Here is a 16,935-nt window from a genome sequence, read left to right as displayed (position 1 = left end):
AGGGAGTACTCCCTTTCCTTATCCATCTAGTTAAAAGGAGTTAACAAAATGATTACCATTAGCTTATGTATGATTGTCAAAAATGAAGCAGATGTATTAGAGCGATGCTTAGCAAGCGCAAAGGATATTGTCGATGAAATCAATATTGTTGATACAGGCTCAACCGACCAAACCGTTGAGATTGCCAAAGGCTTTACTGATCGGGTGTTTTTTTATAAGTGGACGGGGGATTTCTCGGCGGCAAGAAACGAATCGATGAAGTACGCAACGAAAGATTATATCCTTTACTTAGATGCTGATGATGTGATTCTACCTGAAGATCAAAAGAAATTCCTCAAATTAAAAGAGACATTAGATCCTAATGTAGATGCCGTTTCGATGTACTATCATGCTGGCACAGACGATTTTGGCAATGTGACGTTGAAGTATCGTTTAAATCGTTTGCTAAAGCGTGCAAAGGGCTTTAAGTGGCAAGGGGATTGCCATAATTATCTTAATGTTACCGGGCATATTATCAATTCAGATATTGCCATTACCCATAAAAAGCTTCATCATTCTGTCGGAAGAAACCTTAATATTTATCAAAAACGCAAAGAAAGAGGCGATCAATTTACAGCACGGGATTATTTCTATTATGGCAATGAGTTGCGTGAGAATGGCCATTATCAAGAAGCGATCGATAGCTACAATAAAAACCTTAAATTAAAGACAGGATGGATAGAAGACAAAGTTTATGCTTGTATTAACAAAGCAGATTGTTATCGGTTTTTAAATCAAGCAGAAGAGGAACTTGCTGCCCTCTTTCAATCCTTAAATTATGCTAAAGTCCCAAGACCAGAAATATGTAGTCGTTTAGGGTTCCACTTTCAAAGCCAACATGCCTATCAGCAGGCGGTTTTTTGGTATGAGCTAGCGACCCAATTAGAGACAGATCCCAATAAGTGGAGCTTCACTTACCCTGCTTACTCGACCTGGTATCCACATTTACAACTTTGTGTATGCTACTATAGACTGGGTAACTTTGAAAAAGCCTTTGAACACAATGAGAGAGCACGCGTTTACCGTCCAGAAGACGAACGTATTTTATATAACAAGCAATTACTTGAAAATAAGCAAGCTTAGCTGCGTCACACCATTGAGCATGACTGCACATCAATGGTGTGACGTTACTCTAAAAACAACCACTTAATCAGTTCCCCTGCCATTCATTTAAAACAATGTTGCTTGATGCGATCATATTTAGTTTCAGCAATCGTTAAAATGAACAAATAAGTAGTGCTGCATCGCTATTCTCCTTTGTCAGATTTTGTCCTATATTATACCAACAATGAAAGCGTTCACTACTTATTGATTGTTCAATAACTTTTCCCTTACCCTATTATTTGCGTAACTGCGCACGTTTATCAGCCGCATCGGATCTTGCTTGTGCCTGTCTATCCTCCTGATCTGCTAACTCCTCAGAAAATTCAATATCAAGACCATCATTCTTCTTTCTCTTAATTTTGTTTTCATCTTGGCCAAGTTTGTTTTTTTCATCCATTAAACTAACCTCCAAATTATGTTTAAGCTTAGTATGGATAAACGTTATAATTTTATAAGTGAGTCGGATTTTCCAGAAAAACTTGTATCTGAAAGTTGTGTAAGTGCTAAAAACACCCGAAAAATTTGAGTGTGTTCTCAAACATTCAGGGTGTTTCGTCATCTTGATTGACTTAACTGTAGGTAGGCAGCCAATCTCCGTGCGTTTCGATTAGGTTATCACATAGTGAAATAATATCATCAATCGATAATTCTGCTGCTGTATGCGGATCCAGCAAAGCAGCTTGATAAATTTTTTCTTTCTTTAACGTTTTTGCTGCTTCAATCGTTAACAGTTGTGTATTAATATTGGTTCGATTTAAAGCAGCCAGCTGTTCGGGTAAAGCGCCGACATATGTTGGGCTCACACCACTAGCATCGACTAAGCAAGGCACTTCAACGACAGCATTCTCAGGTAAATTAGAAATTAATCCACCGGTATTTAAAACATTCCCTCCGATTTTAAAAGGTTGGTCCGTCTCAATAGCCTCAATAATATACGAACCATATTCATTTGTACGTTCGTGGGTGAGGTTTTGATTGTTAACCATATCATCACGCATTTGTTTCCAACCTTCCATTTGATCAATACATCTTCTTGGGTATTCATCAAGTGGGATATTTAATGTTTCAATTAACTCCGGATAATTTTTCTTAATAAAATACGGGTGATACTCAGCGTTATGCTCTGACGATTCTGTCACATAATAACCGAACTTATCCATCAACTCAAACCGTACCATATCGTGATGCTTGTCTTTCTGTTTTTGTTTTGCACGGCGTTTAATTTCCGGATAAAGATCCTCACCATTTCTAGTGATTTCCAATAGCCATGCCATATGATTGATACCAGCAATCTTCCACTGAACATGATCTTTCGGCAAATCCAATTGATCGAGTAAATGATCAGCACATACTTGGACACTGTGGCATAGTCCCACTGTTTGAATTCCTTCACCAATCATGATATTTGTTAATACCGCCATTGGATTGGTGTAATTTAAAAACAGGGCATCTGGGCAAACCTCTTTAATATCTCTTGCAAATTCCTGCATAACAGGTATCGTTCTTAAGTTACGAAAGATGCCACCAATTCCTAGGGTGTCAGCAATCGTTTGTTGTAATCCATATCTTTTGGGTATGTCAAAATCGGTGATTGTACATGGATCATAACCGCCTACTTGAATAGCGTTAACAATATACTTTGCCCCGCGTAACGCCTCTTTTCGATCACGGTAACTTTTTATCGTAACCTTCGATCGTAAATTTTTCTTTAAGTTCTTTAACATCGATTCCGAATCTTCAAGCCTTACTAAATCAATGTCGAACAGAGCAAATTCGAAGTCTTGTAGCGCCTCCACCTCCATACAATCTCCTAGAATATTTTTAGCAAAAACCGTACTGCCAGCACCTAAAAACGTTAATTTATTCATCGCGCTCATCTCCTTTCGTTTACTGATCACTGTCATTCTAAAGCAGAGAAAGCGCTTTATCAATTGTTAATAAAAATAAAAAGGATAAAATATTGCTGTTTTAATAAAAAACCAATAATCGAGCACGTGGCGGTTTTAGTCTGCGGTCTTAACCACCTCCTGATTTTAGTTAGTGAATCAGAACATTCGTGGCCTTACCATCCCCTTTAATAAATCTGCTTTACTTCTTATTTTGAGGGGGATTTACGGACGGTTATCTATGATAAATATTACCTTTCAAAAAAACGCAAAAGATTGCAAAAGATTGCGAGTTGTGATAATTTAAAGGTAAGGAGAGAAGATCATGCTAATTGAACAACGATTGGAAAAAATAAAGGCAATTATTGAGGAAGAACGAAGCGCCACAATGGCGTATTTAGCAGAGAAATTAAAGGTGTCAAAAGATACGATTCGTAGAGATTTAATTAAGTTAGAGCATCAGAACATTTTACGAAGAACGCATGGTGGCGCAGTTTCAATAGATCGAGAGGCTACTATCTTTAATTATCAGCAACGATCGAAAAAACACAATCAAATTAAGGAACAGATTGCTTATAAGACTGCTGAATGGATTAAAAACAATTGTTCGATCATCTTTGATTCCTCTACAACAGTTGAGGCAGTGATTCGGAAACTACATAATAAAACGATCTATGCGATCACTAATTCGCTAACACATGCCATTTTGTTAGCCCAATTCGAAAAAACAGAAGTAACCGTACTACCAGGTGCATTGCATAAAGAACAACTTTTTCTATATGGCTCTGAAACAGTTAAAAAAATTGAACACTATCATACGGATTACACGATTTTAGGCGTTTTCGCTATCTCTGCTGATGGGCTTTTCATCCATACAGAGGCAGAAGGTCTAGTCAAGCGGCAAATGATCGAGCAAGGCGATACCGTTATCGCTGTAGCTGATCACACTAAATTAAACACGACCGGCTTGTTTAAAGTCTGTGATTTAAATGCGATCGATGTATTAATCACTGATCACGTACCACAACAAGAATTCTTGACATGTTTACAAAATAACAATGTAAACATTATAACTTTAGATTAAAGGAGCATCTAAATGACCAACAACCCTATTACTTTTGAAACATGTCCTGAACCTAACACATATACCGATGTAGCACCGATAACTTTAACAGATCAAACGATAGAAGCAAGAAAAAATAAAGTATTACAAAAAATGCAAGAAGAAAAAATCGATGTGTTAATTATTTATGCTGACAAAGAACACGGCAGTAATTTTGAATACTTAACAGGCTTTATCCCCCGATTCGAAGAAGGACTATTAGTGATCGATAAATCAGGAAAAAGTACCGTAGTGCTTGGCAATGAAAATTTAAAACTAGCCAATTTATCACGTATTAAAGTAGATCTCATTCATAGCCCATTATTCTCACTACCCAATCAACCGATGGAGAATGACGATAAATTAGAAAATATTTTCTCTCACTTAAAACTACAAAACCAACAACGAATCGGCTTAATCGGATGGAAAATGTTCACAACATCTGTTCAGCCAGCTGAACAGATGTTAGACATCCCTTATTTTATAGTCGACGCATTAAAAAACGCAACAAAAGATGATGTCGAATTAGTTAACGGCGCCTATTTGCTTATAGGCGATCACGGTGCACGAACGACTAATAATGCAAATGAGATTGCCCATTATGAATATGGAGCGAATTTAGCATCAACACGTATGTTAAAGGCTTTAAACGCCATTGAAATCGGGGCAAAAGAAACAGACATTGGCCAACATTTGAATGCTGAAGGTCAATACAATTCGGTGGTAACTATTGCTGCTACCGGGAAAAGATTTGAAAAAGCTAATATTTATCCTAGCTATAAACAAGTAAAACGAGGGGATCCGATGTCACTAACCGTCGGCTATAAGGGCGGGTTATCTAGTAGAGCAGGTTTAGTTGTCGAAAATGAGCAACAACTACCTGAAGATCAAACTGATTATCTAGAAGCAGTGGCAAAGCCATACTATCATGCTGTCGTTACTTGGCTTGAAACGATAAAAGTGGGAATAAAAGGCGATCAGCTTTATCAAGCGATTGAGCGTGTATTCCCTAAAGAAAAGTATCATTGGCATCTAAATCCTGGTCATTTAGTAGCTGATGAAGAATGGATGGCTTCACCTATTTATAATCATTCTTCAGAGCCCCTAAAGAGTGGGATGATTTTTCAAATTGATATTATTCCATCTGTCCCTGGATACACAGGAGTAAGTGCGGAAGAGTGTGTTGCGCTAGCCGATCAAACGTTGCAAGCTAACATTAAAAAGCAATATCCCGAATTATGGGAAAGAATTCTCTCTAGAAAAGCGTATTTGCAAGATATACTTAATATTGAAGTGAGTCCAGATGTTTTACCGTTGTCTAATACTGTTGCTTACTTACGTCCTTTCTATTTGGCTAAAGATAAAGCTTTGAAAGTAAAGCGAGCTAGATAAAAAATAGAAAAGCTTGAAAGAACAAGCGATGAGAATAGGGTTAGGACACGCATGCGATTCATGCAATGCGCTTACTAAACTTATGTTGTGATGAATTGACTAACTTGAAGATCTCATACAGATAAACATCAATTATGACCTGAAATGTAAGAATATAAAACGAACCTTCAAATAAGGGGGGGCATTTTCGCTTTTCGCCCACTGATTGCAGGTTTATTGAGTGAATCAAGACATTACCGTTCCCGTTATCACCCAGCTCAATCGATTTACTCTACTCGCTATTTTGAGGTGGGTGGTTTACGGACAGTTATCTGTGATAAAAAATGGCTCTTAATTAAGAATCGGAAATGTTTACAGTCACATAGACAAAAGAAGGGCAATATGTATGCTTTTTCGACGTCTTTATTGAATAACAAATACGCTGTTTGTCGATGTTATAACCCTACAAACAGCGTATTATGATTTATCTAGATTTAGCAAAATTCAAGTAGCGCTATTCAACCGTTACAGCAGTTCCGTAAGCAATAATTTCTGATGCTGCCCCCATAACAGTTGAAGACTCTAACCGCATAGAAATAACTGCATTCGCATCTAAACTCTCTGCCTCGGCTGTCATGCGATCGAGTGCTTTTTTCCTCGCATCGTCCAGCATTTCTGTGTAAGCCTTTATTTCTCCACCGACGATCGTCTTAAATGATGACGTAATATCTCTACCTATATGCTTCGACTGCACCGTACTTCCCCTCACCAAACCCTTTAACGCTTTCACTTCTTTACCAGGCACAAAATCAGTCGTTACAATAATCATGCTCTCCACTCCTCTATTCTTCATCTTTTTGAAAATAATCATAAAACAGGCGATAACCTTCTATAATTTACCTTAGCCTATCAATGGAAGGAAAGCAACATTTTTTTAAATCACTGGTAAACACTATCTATATACATGTGATTATTATCTCGTTAACTGATTTTTAAGCCCACGCATGGGTAACATCTTTTACATCATGATTTTACGAAGATTTCTTTAAATTTTTGTTAAAAGGCACTCCTACACCTGCTGATCCTTTTAGGTAAAACAGGCTAAGAATACCCACTGTCAAAATCGTACTCATAAGATATGATGTGTGGATAGGTAAACCAAAACCAATTGATGCAGTTAAAATATAGGTAATGACCGCCATTGTTATAAATAGGGCTGGCACCATGGCAACAATATAATGTTTCTTTTCATTGTAAAGATAGACCGTACCAATCCACAATGCAATCGCAGCCATCGTTTGGTTCGCCCAAGAAAAATAACGCCATAACATCGTAAAATCAATGGTGGTTAGAAGAACCGCGCACCCAAAAATAGGAATTGCAATGAACAGGCGATTTATGATCTTTTTTTGCCCGAGCTTAAAATAATCTGCAATCACCATTCTAGCGCTTCGGAATGCTGTATCACCAGAAGTGATAGGCAAAGTAATAACACTGATAATAACAATCGTTCCAATCACTGAGCCTAATACTGCACCAGCAGCTTCTGATACAATACCACCCGTTCCAATGGTATGAATGAGTTCATTTAATGTAACTGGTCCGTCAAATAAACTCATCGCCGCAGCTGCCCAAACCATTGCCACTAAACCTTCTGCCACCATCATCCCATAGAATATTTTCCGCCCGTTGCTTTCTTTGTTCACCGTCCGAGCAATAATAGGCGACTGCGTAGCATGAAAGCCAGATAACGCTCCACAGGAAATGGTTAAGAATAGTAAAGGAAATATTGCTGTTCCTTCTGGGTGTTGATTGTTAAAGCTAAGTTCAGGAATAGGGGCTTGCTGTAAAACAAGTCCGATTCCCATTAGTACTGTACCCAAAAGCAAGGTCGCCCCAAGATACGGATAAATACGGCCAATGACTTTATCAATCGGCATCATCGTTGATAAAATATAGTAACAAAAAATAAGAATGATAAGGATTATTAATGGTGTAAAGCCGTCAAACATGTTATAAATGAGCTCTGCTGAAGACGAAACAAACACTGTCCCCACAAGTAATAGCAACAATACCGAAAAGAAATTGACAACATGACGCATAGCTCTTCCTAAAAACTTTCCCGTTAATTCTGGAAGGTGCGCACCACCATTCCGAATTGAAATCATCCCCGTCAAATAATCATGCACACCACCGGCGAAAATACAACCAATGGCAATCCATAGAAAAGCTACCGGACCATAGAGCGCTCCCATAATTGGGCCAAATATCGGCCCCACACCCGCTATACTAATTAATTGGATCATAGCATTCTTCTTTGTATTCATAGGTAGATAATCAACATTATCTTGCTTGCTATACGCTGGTGTTTGTCGACTATCATTTATACCAAAAACTTTCTCAATGATTCTTCCATAAGTGAAATACCCGATTATTAGAAATAAAATACCCGCTAAAAAAGTATACACGATGATCATCCTCTCTCTTATATTTAACCGCTTACATAAAGTATAAAAGAAGGAATGACTTAACCGCGTATACGAATGACAACATGTTTTAATCGAGCGTTAACATGTTCATTTTGCAAGACAACATACACATTTTTATTACAGTTCTAATTGATCCCGTAAACCTTTAATATAATTTCGACTGACCGGTAATTGATCACTTTCACCTGAGACTTTTAAATGATAAGCACCATTAAACCACGGTGAAATACTTTGAACAAATGTAATGTTGACTAAATAGCCTTTATGGATGCGATAAAAAGGATAAGGCTTTAATCGGGCTTCGATTGCTTTTAAGCTTAACTTACTATGATAATGACCAGATGTGGTAACAATTTGCGCATGCTTATCCAAGTAATAAATATATTTAATGTGATCAGGATTAATATAGATCGTTTTTTCGTCATCATCTACAGCCAGTTTTCCCACGCGCTGTTTCTGATTATTTTCCTGTGGAGATCGTTTATCCTTCATCCGCTCAATGGCTTGAAGCAGTTGTTTCTCATCATAGGGTTTTAGTAAATAGTCAACGGCTTGATAACGAAATGCTTCAACCGCAAACTCTGGATAAGCGGTGGCAAAAACAATCAGTGGTGGCTTTTTAAGTCCCGTAATTGTTTTGGCTACTTCCATCCCATTCATGCCTGGCATGTCCACATCCAAAAAGACAACACTTGGCTCTTGATCAATGATTTTAAGAATAGCTTCTTTTCCAGAACTTGCTTCATCAATGACTTCGATATCGTGATCATAACTTAATAAGTATTTTAATTCTTCACGGTTGTACGATTCATCATCAACAATGATCGCTCGAATTCTATCACTCATCAAAGCTTCCCTCCAACCTTGGAACAGAGAATGATACTGTTGTTCCATTATTTTCTTCACTCTTTATCTGTAATGCTGAAGCATGGCCAAATGTCAGTTCTAAGCGCCTATTAATATTGTATAAACCCACGCCCGTACCCGTTTTTGAATCTATGATTTTGTTTCCAATGCAAGTCAGTTGGTCACGAGCAATTCCTTTACCATCGTCTTTTATCATGATCTCAACATGTTCTCGCTTAGTTTTAACTGCTATTAAAATCGAACACGATCGCTCAATATCTTTGATGCCATGTTTAATTGCATTTTCTACAATTGGTTGCAGCGTTAAAGGGGGGAGCTTTGTTTGCAAAGCCGTAGCGTCAATATCATAGTTGATTTGTAGCCTTTCCGAAAATCGCGTTTCTTCAATGGTTAAATAGGATTTTATATGGCTTAATTCCGCTTCAATTGTTGTTATGCGTTGATTTGAAGCCTTAATATTTTGGCGGATAAACTGCGATAACGATTGAATCATCTCCCTAGCTTTATTCGGATCTATTCGAATCAAAGCATTGACGGCACTTAGTGAATTAAACATGAAATGTGGACTCATTTGTGCTTGGAGTGCATTAATTTCCGCCTTTTGAGCGAGTTGATAAGCTTCCTCTGCTTCTGACAACTCAATTTGATTGCTTAACAAAACACTTAAGCCACTGACTAATTCAATCGCGGCATTCTTCATATGATGCTGATCTGCATAATAGATTTTCAATGTCCCGATTGTTTTCTCTCTACTTTTCAATGGGGCGATAACCGCAAATCTTAAGGTGCAATTCGGATGATCACAGTGAATGCCTTTTTTAGTCGTCACATCAATTTCGCCATTATGAATAACCTCCCTTGTCGCTTCCGTTTGAATCGGGTCACCTGAACGATGATGGTCACTTCCCTGGCCAATATGCGCTAGAATGTCAGATTGGTTGGTAATCGCTACTGCAATAGGCTTTGTCTCAGAAAAAAGAATGTTGCAGACTACTTCTGCTGACTGGGCAGTCAAACCATTTCTAAGGTGCTTAATCGTTTGATCTGCGATCCGCAATGTTTGTTGCGCATGCGAGGCACCAACACGATCCTCTTTCTCCTGAACACTTTTAATAATCAGTAAAAATAAACCACAACCCAGTCCGTTAGCAATAATCATTGGAAAGCCAATCATCTGTACTAATGCGATGACACGATCTAGCGGTCTGGATAGGATAATGATCATCACCATTTGTATCGTCTCTGCTAATGCGCCGAGTAGAATAATGACAGGGATTGAAGGCATTTGTTTGTATTTTTGGTTGTATAACCCGCCTAGCAACCCTGCTATAATTGAAGCGAGCCCACACGCTAAACCCGTATAGCCACCTAATAAAAAACGATGACCACCCGCAATCAAACCAGCGCCTCCCCCTACTTTGTATCCACCAAAGATGCCAGCAAGCACAACACCAATCACCCGAAAATTAGCGATTGCTTCATTTGTTTCAATCCCTAGGAGTGACCGTTCATACTGAAACGTATCTAAACTCAACGCAAAGCCAGAGTACGTTCCAATAATGCCAAACACCCCAAAGAAAACCATCGCTGCATACGTTTGCTTAGTCGTCATCTTTGTTACCGTTAACATGTTGCGTGAGAACTGTAATCGCGTAACAACAAAGGCAATTGTCACGATAATACCCAAACGTTCAAGCATCATAAACAATATTTCTAACATATGTAACCTTCCCCTCACGACGTTAAATCATCTAAAAATTAACTGCCACTGTTTTTCATTCATCTCTTTCACTTATACCGTTCAGCCTTACATTTACCTTATTTTAACACAGGTAGAATTAGCTTGGACAGCTTTCTTACTATTTCTTAACGTCACATATGGAAGGGTGACAGCACTTTCTTTAATTCCAGTGCTATAGCTCATCATTACAACAATTTATATCTAACCCCTACATCTGTTTTCTATCTACTTTAATGAAACGATCTTAAAGTAATATTTAAGGCTTATCATAAATTCATAAACTTTTTATTTCGTTGGCAAGTTTACCTACTGGTGCCATGATAAAAGATCGCAATCAAAACTAATGGTGCTTTTGATTCCATAGGTTAAAACCATATAGCAATTAGATTTTCTAAGTAATCTGTAAATCATCAAGGTAAACAGAGTAAAATTTGGTATAATAGGAAGGAACGTAGTATGTTTTTATTGGGGAGAGAATTAAATGGGCCATTCAAAAAAAACACCAAAATATAAACTAATTGAAAATTACATATTGCAAAAAATTAAAGGTGGCGAGTATCAAAAAGGAAGTCCAATTGAGACGGAACAAGAGCTAGTCGACAAGTTCAATGTTAGTCGTGTAACAGTTAGGCAAGCGACAAATAACTTGGTTGCCAAAGGATTCTTGTCACGCAGTCAAGGTAGTGGAACATATGTAACAAATCAAAATGTAATGGAAAGATCAACAAATGTAAAAAGCTTCACTCAAGAAATGCTCGAATCTGGAAAAAAGGCGTCAACCGAAATCATTGAGTTTAAAGTTATACCAGTCAGTGAAGAAATTGCAAAGAAGCTACTTATTAAAAAGGATGACCCTATTTATTATATTAAACGCTTGCGAAAAGCAGATGAGATTCCAATGATGCTCGAGACGAATTATATGGATGTAAAGCGATATCCTAACCTATCTTATGAAAGCATTTGTGGCTCGAAGTATGACTTCGTGGAAGAAGTCACAAAAGAAGCAATCGATCATTCTCACCATATTGTATTGCCGATCATGCCATCAGATGAAATGGTTCACTTCTTCCATTGTGACCCCACAACTCCATTACTTAAAGTGCTAAACTCGACCTATCTATCGAATGGAGAGCTATTAGACTACACTGAATTAGTGCTAAATGTAGATGAATATCAGTATCAGTCAGTAAGAGGAAAATAAAAAGATGTATTAAAGTGTCAGCGGATTTTTCATCCACTGGCACTTTATCATTATCAAATGATAGGTTAAGACCCCCTTCTTTCCATATCTACAAATGATAATATATTTATTTTATTTATAAATACATTTAAATACTATAAAATGAGCTTAAATTAATGATGTGTTTACGCTCTTTAAAAAACAGCTATACACCTCATGAATACGGACATTAACATCCGTTATCCCCATTTAAACAGATGATCTCTTCTCTCTATTTTGAAACAGATATTTTACGGACGGTTATTAGCAATAAATATAATTTTATTTAATTTATTAATACATTTTATAAAAATGTATTTACATTTTAATTTAAGCGTTGTATGATTGAATTGAAAACGATAACATTTTCGCGAAAACTGGCTAACCGTTTTCTTGTTCTTGAAAAGAAGGCATACTACAGATGGAAAGGAAGGGATTCACATGAAAGATCAATTAGTTGAATTTGGTCAACGGTTGGGTAAAGCTATTTTGCTACCAGTGGCTATTTTACCAGTAGCAGGATTGTTGCTCGGCGTATCCGCTGCTTTATCAGGAGATGCAGTAGTTCAGACTTATCCAATTCTAGATAACACCGCTCTACAAGCAATCTTACGTATTATGAATGCAGCTGGATCAGGGGTTTTTAATGCGTTACCACTTATTTTCGCTATTGGGATTGCCGTTGGATTAGCTCGCAGAGAAAAAGGCGCCGCAGGATTAGCAAGTGTCGTTGGCTACTTCGTTCTGATTATAACTATTAATGCGCTTTTAGACATTACCGGACAACTAGCAACAGCAGATATTGACCCTCGTCTCGTTGGACAAGGTGCCCAATTTGGTATTATGACACTACAAATGGGCGTATTTGGCGGGATATTAGCAGGGATAATTACAGGTTTGGTCCACAATCGCTTTTATAACATTAAGTTACCAGAGTTTCTTGCGTTTTTTGGAGGTTCTCGCTTTGTCCCAATTTTAAATACCCTTGTTTTTCTAATAGTAGGTTCAATCATGTTTATTTTATGGCCGTTTATCGGGAATGCTATCTCAGCCTTTGGTGAGTTCGCTACCGGACTAGGTACATTTGGTGCATTTTTGTACGGGTTGATGTTAAGAACATTATATCTGTTCGGCTTACACCACGTTTTCTATTTACCATTCTGGACAACCGCTGCTGGTGGAACATTAGAAGTTGGCGGGGAAATGTATGAAGGTTTTCAAACTATTTTCTTAGCACAATTGTCAGACCCGAATACAACACAATTTTTTGGTAATTTAGCACTCTTTAATAGTGGTCGTTATTTTCACATGATGGCTGGAATGATTGGTATTGTCCTTGCTATGTACAAAACTATTCCTAAAGGGCCTAAGAGAAAAGCAACATCTGGATTTCTGCTTTCAATAGGACTAACCGCTTTCATCACTGGGGTAACTGAGCCTATTTCATTCGCATTACTCTTTGCATCACCCATTTTATTTATAGCAGAAGCTATTCTTTTCGCAAGTAGTTTTGTATTAGCTAGCTTATTTAATATCACCATTGGTTCAACTTTCTCAGCTGGATTGGTTGAATTCTTACTGTTCGGCGTTTTTCAAGGTAATGATAAAACAAACTATCTATGGATTATTTTATTATCTATACCGGTTATGTTTGTCTATTACTTTGTGTTTAAGAAATTGATTTTAAAATTAAACGCAAAAACACCAGGACGTGATGATGAAGAAATTACTGATGAAGAAAAAAAATTAAATGCTAAATATGAAACCGGCCAAGCACATTACATTGTTGAGGGGCTAGGTGGTTTTGATAACATTACAGATATAGACAATTGCGCAACGCGGTTACGTGTTTCCGTAAAGAAACCAGACCAAATTGATGCAGAGGCATTAAAGAAAACCGGTGCAATGAATACGGTTGTTCGCGGTAAAGCCATTCAGGTTATCTATGGACCAAAAGTCAATATAGTCAGAACAGATATCGATGAGTATATCGATAAAAATAATATTGAACATTTAAAACAAAAATAAATAATACTGGCGCTCTATTTGATTGGTATATCAAATAGAGCCTTCCTCAATCTTTCAAACCAAAAGGGGTGCAATAAAAATGAAAAAAAATATTATTTATATTCATACACATGATAGTGGTAAAGTATTAAGTCCATATGGCTATAATGTACCCACACAGTCATTACAGGCATTCACCAAAGATGCTACTATTTTTCGAGAAGCGTATTGTGTTGGACCAACCTGTTCACCTAGTCGTTCTGGACTCTTAACTGGGATGTACCCACACAGCAACGGCATGTATGGATTATCTCAGCGCGGATTCAAACTTCACGATTATAACCAACATTTAGTTAATTTCTTAAAAGAGAACCACTACCATACTGTTTTAGCTGGAATACAACACGAGGCAGGTAGTTATATTGATCATGAACAAGGCGCAAAGATCATTGGATACGATCAAGATATTAGTGCTGATAATGCTGGCATGCCAGAAGAGGAGCTTGTTAAATGGGACTATGACAATGCTTTTAAAGTAAAGTCATGGCTAGAAAATTATCGGGAAGATAAACCGTTTTTCTTATCGTATGGACTGTTCTCCACACATCGTAAATTTCCAGAAAAAGGTCATGATAATCAAGAAGAAATTAACGCTAACTATATTATGCCTCCTGATCCACTAGCTAAAGAACGCACAATACGCGAAGATTATGCAGGTTATTTAAAGTCCGCATCGTGGTTTGATGAAAGTTTCAAAGTTGTGATGAATGCCATTAAGGAGAATGGCTTTTATGAGCAATCCATTATTATCTTTACAACAGATCATGGGATAGCCTTTCCATTCAGTAAGTGTAATCTTTTTGATACTGGCATTGGTGTCTCTTTGATCATGCGTGTCCCAGATAGTCAAATGCACGGAAAAGAGATAGATGGACTTATTTCTCAAGTTGATGTCTTTCCCACGCTTTGTGATTTAATTGGTATTAGAAAACCGGACTACCTACAAGGTGAGTCTTTTGCAGAAATGTTCGAGCAGCAAGATACGAGTGGACGAGAAGAAATTTTTTCAGAAATTAATTATCATACTTCCTATGAGCCTGCTAGGAGCGTAAGGACTAAACGTTATAAATATATTAAATTCTATGATCGTGACTATTTAAAAATAAATCGTACCAATATTGACAATTCCATCAGTAAAGTGTTCTATCAAGAGCATGGCTTAGAAAAAGCCCAAAAGCCTGAAGAAGCACTGTATGATCTCTACTATGATCCTTCAGAAACAAACAATGTTATTGAGCACCCTGACTATCATGACGTAGTGATAGCAATGAGAGAAAAGCTACTTGAGCATCAAACAAAAACTAATGACCCTATTTTAACAGGGCATTTTCAGGTTCAAGAGGGTTGGAAAATAAATAAAAAAGAACACTACAACCCAAGCTCAAAAGATCCAGATGACTTTTTAAAAATAGGCGAGTGATGAAACAGTTGTACCTAACACAACCCGAAAGGATGACTCAGTGTGGCTATATCCGAATCACAAAAAGCCCTAATTAAACAATTAAAAGATGGTTTAATCGTTTCTTGCCAGGCAAAAGAAAGTGATCCCATTTATATACCTGGTATTATCGAAAAAATGGTGGCCTCAGCTATATGGGGAGGGGCAAACGGCCTAAGAATCGATACGCCAGAGAACGTAAGCATGATTAGAACACAAACAGAACTACCGATTATTGGACTTTGGAAGCTTTACAGTACTGAATCAGACGTATTTATTACGCCTACAATGACCGCTGTTGATGCAATAATCAAAGCTGGAGCTGATATTGTGGCAGTAGATGCAACAAATCGTAAAAATGCGCAAGGCGAAATGGCGTATGAAATAATTAAGAAAATAAAACAGGCTTACCCACACATATTAATTCTAGCTGATATTCGAAATGATGAAGAAGCAAGTCAAGCATTGGATTTAGGCGCTCATATGGTCGCACCGACACTCTATCGTTTTGATCCTAAAGCTAAATCTACAGAACACCCTGATTTTAATATGCTAGCTCGAATCGTTAAAGCAGCAAAGGGGAAGGGTTACGTGTTAATGGAAGGTAAAATACACACACCCGAGCAAGCCGTCGAAAGTCTCTTTCTTGGTGCCCACTCTGTTGTAGTAGGCAGTGCGATTACACGACCGCATCTTACGACACGGAGATTCACTCAAAAAATGAGTCATTACGAAAATGAAATTCCATTATATTACTAGGATGAATCAAGGAGAAATGACATGTATCTTATATATTTCTTGATTGGCTTTATAGCGACTGTTTTAGGTGCAGCAGCTGGTCTTGGTGGAGGTATTATTATCAAGCCCGTCCTAGATTTCTGGGGGCAATCAAGCTTGGAACTAATCGGTTTCCTTTCAGCCGTGACCGTTTTTTCTATGGCTTCCGTATCTTTGCTCCGTACAAAGAAAAGAACCATAAAAATTGAGAAAAAACAAAGCCTAATGATTGCATTTGGTTCCATAGCTGGTGGCTTTATTGGAAAAGGACTATTTACTATTCTAGTAAATCATCTGTTACCCACTAGAATAGTAGGTCTTATCCAATCGATTTTATTAATTGGCATTTTACTTATCATTGTTCTTTTTATCAAATTCCGTTTGTATGTTAAAACTTATCAAATAAAGAACAAACTCGTAATTTTTTCGGTTGGCTTAGCGCTAGGTGTCATTTCTGCATTTATAGGCATTGGCGGTGGACCACTTAATGTCGCTATCCTTGGTTGGCTTTTTTCCATGAACACCAAACAAGCTGCTTATCATTCTATCTTTATCATCTTTTTTTCACAGCTGTCAGCAATCATAATCACTCTACTAACAGATGATATCCTTCTATACGATTTAAGCATGTTACCCGTTATGGTTCTAGGTGGTATAGTTGGAGGGATCGTAGGTTCTAGGTTATCTGAACGATTATCAAGCCTTCATGTTGAGTATATCTTTAACACAGTGATTATCATCATTATTGTTATTAATCTTATTAATATTTTTCAATTTATTCAGTTCCAAACAAGTTAGCAATCGTTCCTATTTCATTGTAAATGTGAGCATAGTG

The 16,935-nt window shown here is 37.4% G+C and carries 14 protein-coding genes; 8 read left to right on the top strand and 6 right to left on the bottom strand.

Annotated elements, in window-relative coordinates; all coding sequences use genetic code 11:
• Positions 1-48: 48 nt before the first annotated feature.
• Positions 49-1,122 (top strand): glycosyltransferase family 2 protein, encoded by a 1,074-nt coding sequence (locus tag JOE23_RS11385; protein WP_204438494.1) that lies wholly within the window; start codon positions 49-51, stop codon positions 1,120-1,122.
• A gap of 256 nt (positions 1,123-1,378) precedes the next feature.
• Here the strand turns inward: JOE23_RS11385 and JOE23_RS11380 are convergent, their stop codons facing one another.
• Together JOE23_RS11380 and melA are read right to left on the bottom strand one after the other, a co-directional pair.
• A complete protein-coding gene (locus JOE23_RS11380) occupies positions 1,379-1,540 on the bottom strand; it encodes a YfhD family protein (RefSeq protein ID WP_204438493.1) in 162 nt (53 codons plus the stop codon).
• Between the two features lie 172 nt (positions 1,541-1,712).
• The gene (melA, locus tag JOE23_RS11375) at positions 1,713-3,011 is read right to left on the bottom strand and encodes an alpha-glucosidase/alpha-galactosidase (RefSeq protein ID WP_239585391.1); all 1,299 of its coding nucleotides are present in this window, start codon (positions 3,009-3,011) and stop codon (positions 1,713-1,715) included.
• Positions 3,012-3,354: 343 nt separating this feature from the next.
• Here melA and JOE23_RS11370 point away from each other — a divergent pair, with 343 nt between their 5' ends.
• Both JOE23_RS11370 and JOE23_RS11365 read left to right on the top strand, forming a co-directional pair.
• Positions 3,355-4,113: a DeoR/GlpR family DNA-binding transcription regulator gene (locus tag JOE23_RS11370; RefSeq protein WP_204438492.1), complete on the top strand. Its 759-nt coding sequence runs from the start codon at positions 3,355-3,357 to the stop codon at positions 4,111-4,113.
• A gap of 12 nt (positions 4,114-4,125) precedes the next feature.
• A complete protein-coding gene (locus JOE23_RS11365) occupies positions 4,126-5,523 on the top strand; it encodes a M24 family metallopeptidase (protein WP_204438491.1) in 1,398 nt (465 codons plus the stop codon).
• A gap of 493 nt (positions 5,524-6,016) precedes the next feature.
• Here the strand turns inward: JOE23_RS11365 and JOE23_RS11360 are convergent, their stop codons facing one another.
• The 4 genes from JOE23_RS11360 to JOE23_RS11345 all read right to left on the bottom strand — a co-directional run bounded on the left by JOE23_RS11360 (position 6,017) and on the right by JOE23_RS11345 (position 10,578).
• On the bottom strand, positions 6,017-6,331 hold the full coding sequence (locus JOE23_RS11360) for a YbjQ family protein (RefSeq protein ID WP_204438490.1): 315 nt from the start codon (positions 6,329-6,331) through the stop codon (positions 6,017-6,019).
• A gap of 202 nt (positions 6,332-6,533) precedes the next feature.
• Entirely contained in the window at positions 6,534-7,970 is a 1,437-nt protein-coding gene (locus JOE23_RS11355) for a carbon starvation CstA family protein (protein ID WP_204438489.1), read from the bottom strand.
• Positions 7,971-8,108: 138 nt separating this feature from the next.
• Positions 8,109-8,837, bottom strand: coding sequence for a LytR/AlgR family response regulator transcription factor (locus JOE23_RS11350; RefSeq protein ID WP_204438487.1), 729 nt, complete (start codon positions 8,835-8,837; stop codon positions 8,109-8,111).
• Positions 8,830-10,578, bottom strand: a complete 1,749-nt coding sequence (locus JOE23_RS11345; RefSeq protein ID WP_204438485.1) for a LytS/YhcK type 5TM receptor domain-containing protein — start codon at positions 10,576-10,578, stop codon at positions 8,830-8,832. The genes JOE23_RS11350 and JOE23_RS11345 overlap by 8 nt, the downstream gene beginning before the upstream one ends.
• A gap of 502 nt (positions 10,579-11,080) precedes the next feature.
• Here JOE23_RS11345 and JOE23_RS11340 point away from each other — a divergent pair.
• The 5 genes from JOE23_RS11340 to JOE23_RS11320 all read left to right on the top strand — a co-directional run bounded on the left by JOE23_RS11340 (position 11,081) and on the right by JOE23_RS11320 (position 16,898).
• Positions 11,081-11,800 carry a GntR family transcriptional regulator gene (locus JOE23_RS11340; protein ID WP_204438483.1) on the top strand — a complete coding sequence of 240 codons (720 nt, stop codon included), beginning with the start codon at positions 11,081-11,083 and terminating at the stop codon, positions 11,798-11,800.
• A 459-nt stretch (positions 11,801-12,259) separates the two neighbouring features.
• Positions 12,260-13,846, top strand: coding sequence for a PTS transporter subunit EIIC (locus JOE23_RS11335; protein WP_204438482.1), 1,587 nt, complete (start codon positions 12,260-12,262; stop codon positions 13,844-13,846).
• Between the two features lie 79 nt (positions 13,847-13,925).
• On the top strand, positions 13,926-15,305 hold the full coding sequence (locus tag JOE23_RS11330; protein ID WP_204438481.1) for a sulfatase family protein: 1,380 nt from the start codon (positions 13,926-13,928) through the stop codon (positions 15,303-15,305).
• A 42-nt stretch (positions 15,306-15,347) separates the two neighbouring features.
• Positions 15,348-16,082: a putative N-acetylmannosamine-6-phosphate 2-epimerase gene (locus JOE23_RS11325; protein ID WP_204438480.1), complete on the top strand. Its 735-nt coding sequence runs from the start codon at positions 15,348-15,350 to the stop codon at positions 16,080-16,082.
• Positions 16,083-16,103: 21 nt separating this feature from the next.
• Positions 16,104-16,898 carry a sulfite exporter TauE/SafE family protein gene (locus JOE23_RS11320; RefSeq protein ID WP_204438479.1) on the top strand — a complete coding sequence of 265 codons (795 nt, stop codon included), beginning with the start codon at positions 16,104-16,106 and terminating at the stop codon, positions 16,896-16,898.
• Positions 16,899-16,935: the final 37 nt, after the last annotated feature.

Source organism: Amphibacillus cookii (genome assembly GCF_016908375.1).
Classification (GTDB): Bacteria; Bacillota; Bacilli; order Bacillales; family Amphibacillaceae; genus Amphibacillus_C; species Amphibacillus_C cookii.
Note: the sequence above shows the minus strand (reverse complement) of the source record. Positions and strands in the feature narration are given on the sequence as shown.

Bases quoted from the DNA above. Each gene is read 5' to 3' on its own strand.
- JOE23_RS11350 (WP_204438487.1), bottom strand. From the start codon at position 8,837: ATGAGTGATAGAATTCGAGCGATCATTGTTGATGATGAATCGTACAAC.
- JOE23_RS11385 (WP_204438494.1), top strand. From the start codon at position 49: ATGATTACCATTAGCTTATGTATGATTGTCAAAAATGAAGCAGATGTA.
- JOE23_RS11380 (WP_204438493.1), bottom strand. From the start codon at position 1,540: ATGGATGAAAAAAACAAACTTGGCCAAGATGAAAACAAAATTAAGAGA.
- JOE23_RS11330 (WP_204438481.1), top strand. From the start codon at position 13,926: ATGAAAAAAAATATTATTTATATTCATACACATGATAGTGGTAAAGTA.
- JOE23_RS11365 (WP_204438491.1), top strand. From the start codon at position 4,126: ATGACCAACAACCCTATTACTTTTGAAACATGTCCTGAACCTAACACA.
- JOE23_RS11340 (WP_204438483.1), top strand. From the start codon at position 11,081: ATGGGCCATTCAAAAAAAACACCAAAATATAAACTAATTGAAAATTAC.
- JOE23_RS11360 (WP_204438490.1), bottom strand. From the start codon at position 6,331: ATGATTATTGTAACGACTGATTTTGTGCCTGGTAAAGAAGTGAAAGCG.
- melA (WP_239585391.1), bottom strand. From the start codon at position 3,011: ATGAATAAATTAACGTTTTTAGGTGCTGGCAGTACGGTTTTTGCTAAA.
- JOE23_RS11370 (WP_204438492.1), top strand. From the start codon at position 3,355: ATGCTAATTGAACAACGATTGGAAAAAATAAAGGCAATTATTGAGGAA.
- JOE23_RS11345 (WP_204438485.1), bottom strand. From the start codon at position 10,578: ATGTTAGAAATATTGTTTATGATGCTTGAACGTTTGGGTATTATCGTG.
- JOE23_RS11320 (WP_204438479.1), top strand. From the start codon at position 16,104: ATGTATCTTATATATTTCTTGATTGGCTTTATAGCGACTGTTTTAGGT.
- JOE23_RS11335 (WP_204438482.1), top strand. From the start codon at position 12,260: ATGAAAGATCAATTAGTTGAATTTGGTCAACGGTTGGGTAAAGCTATT.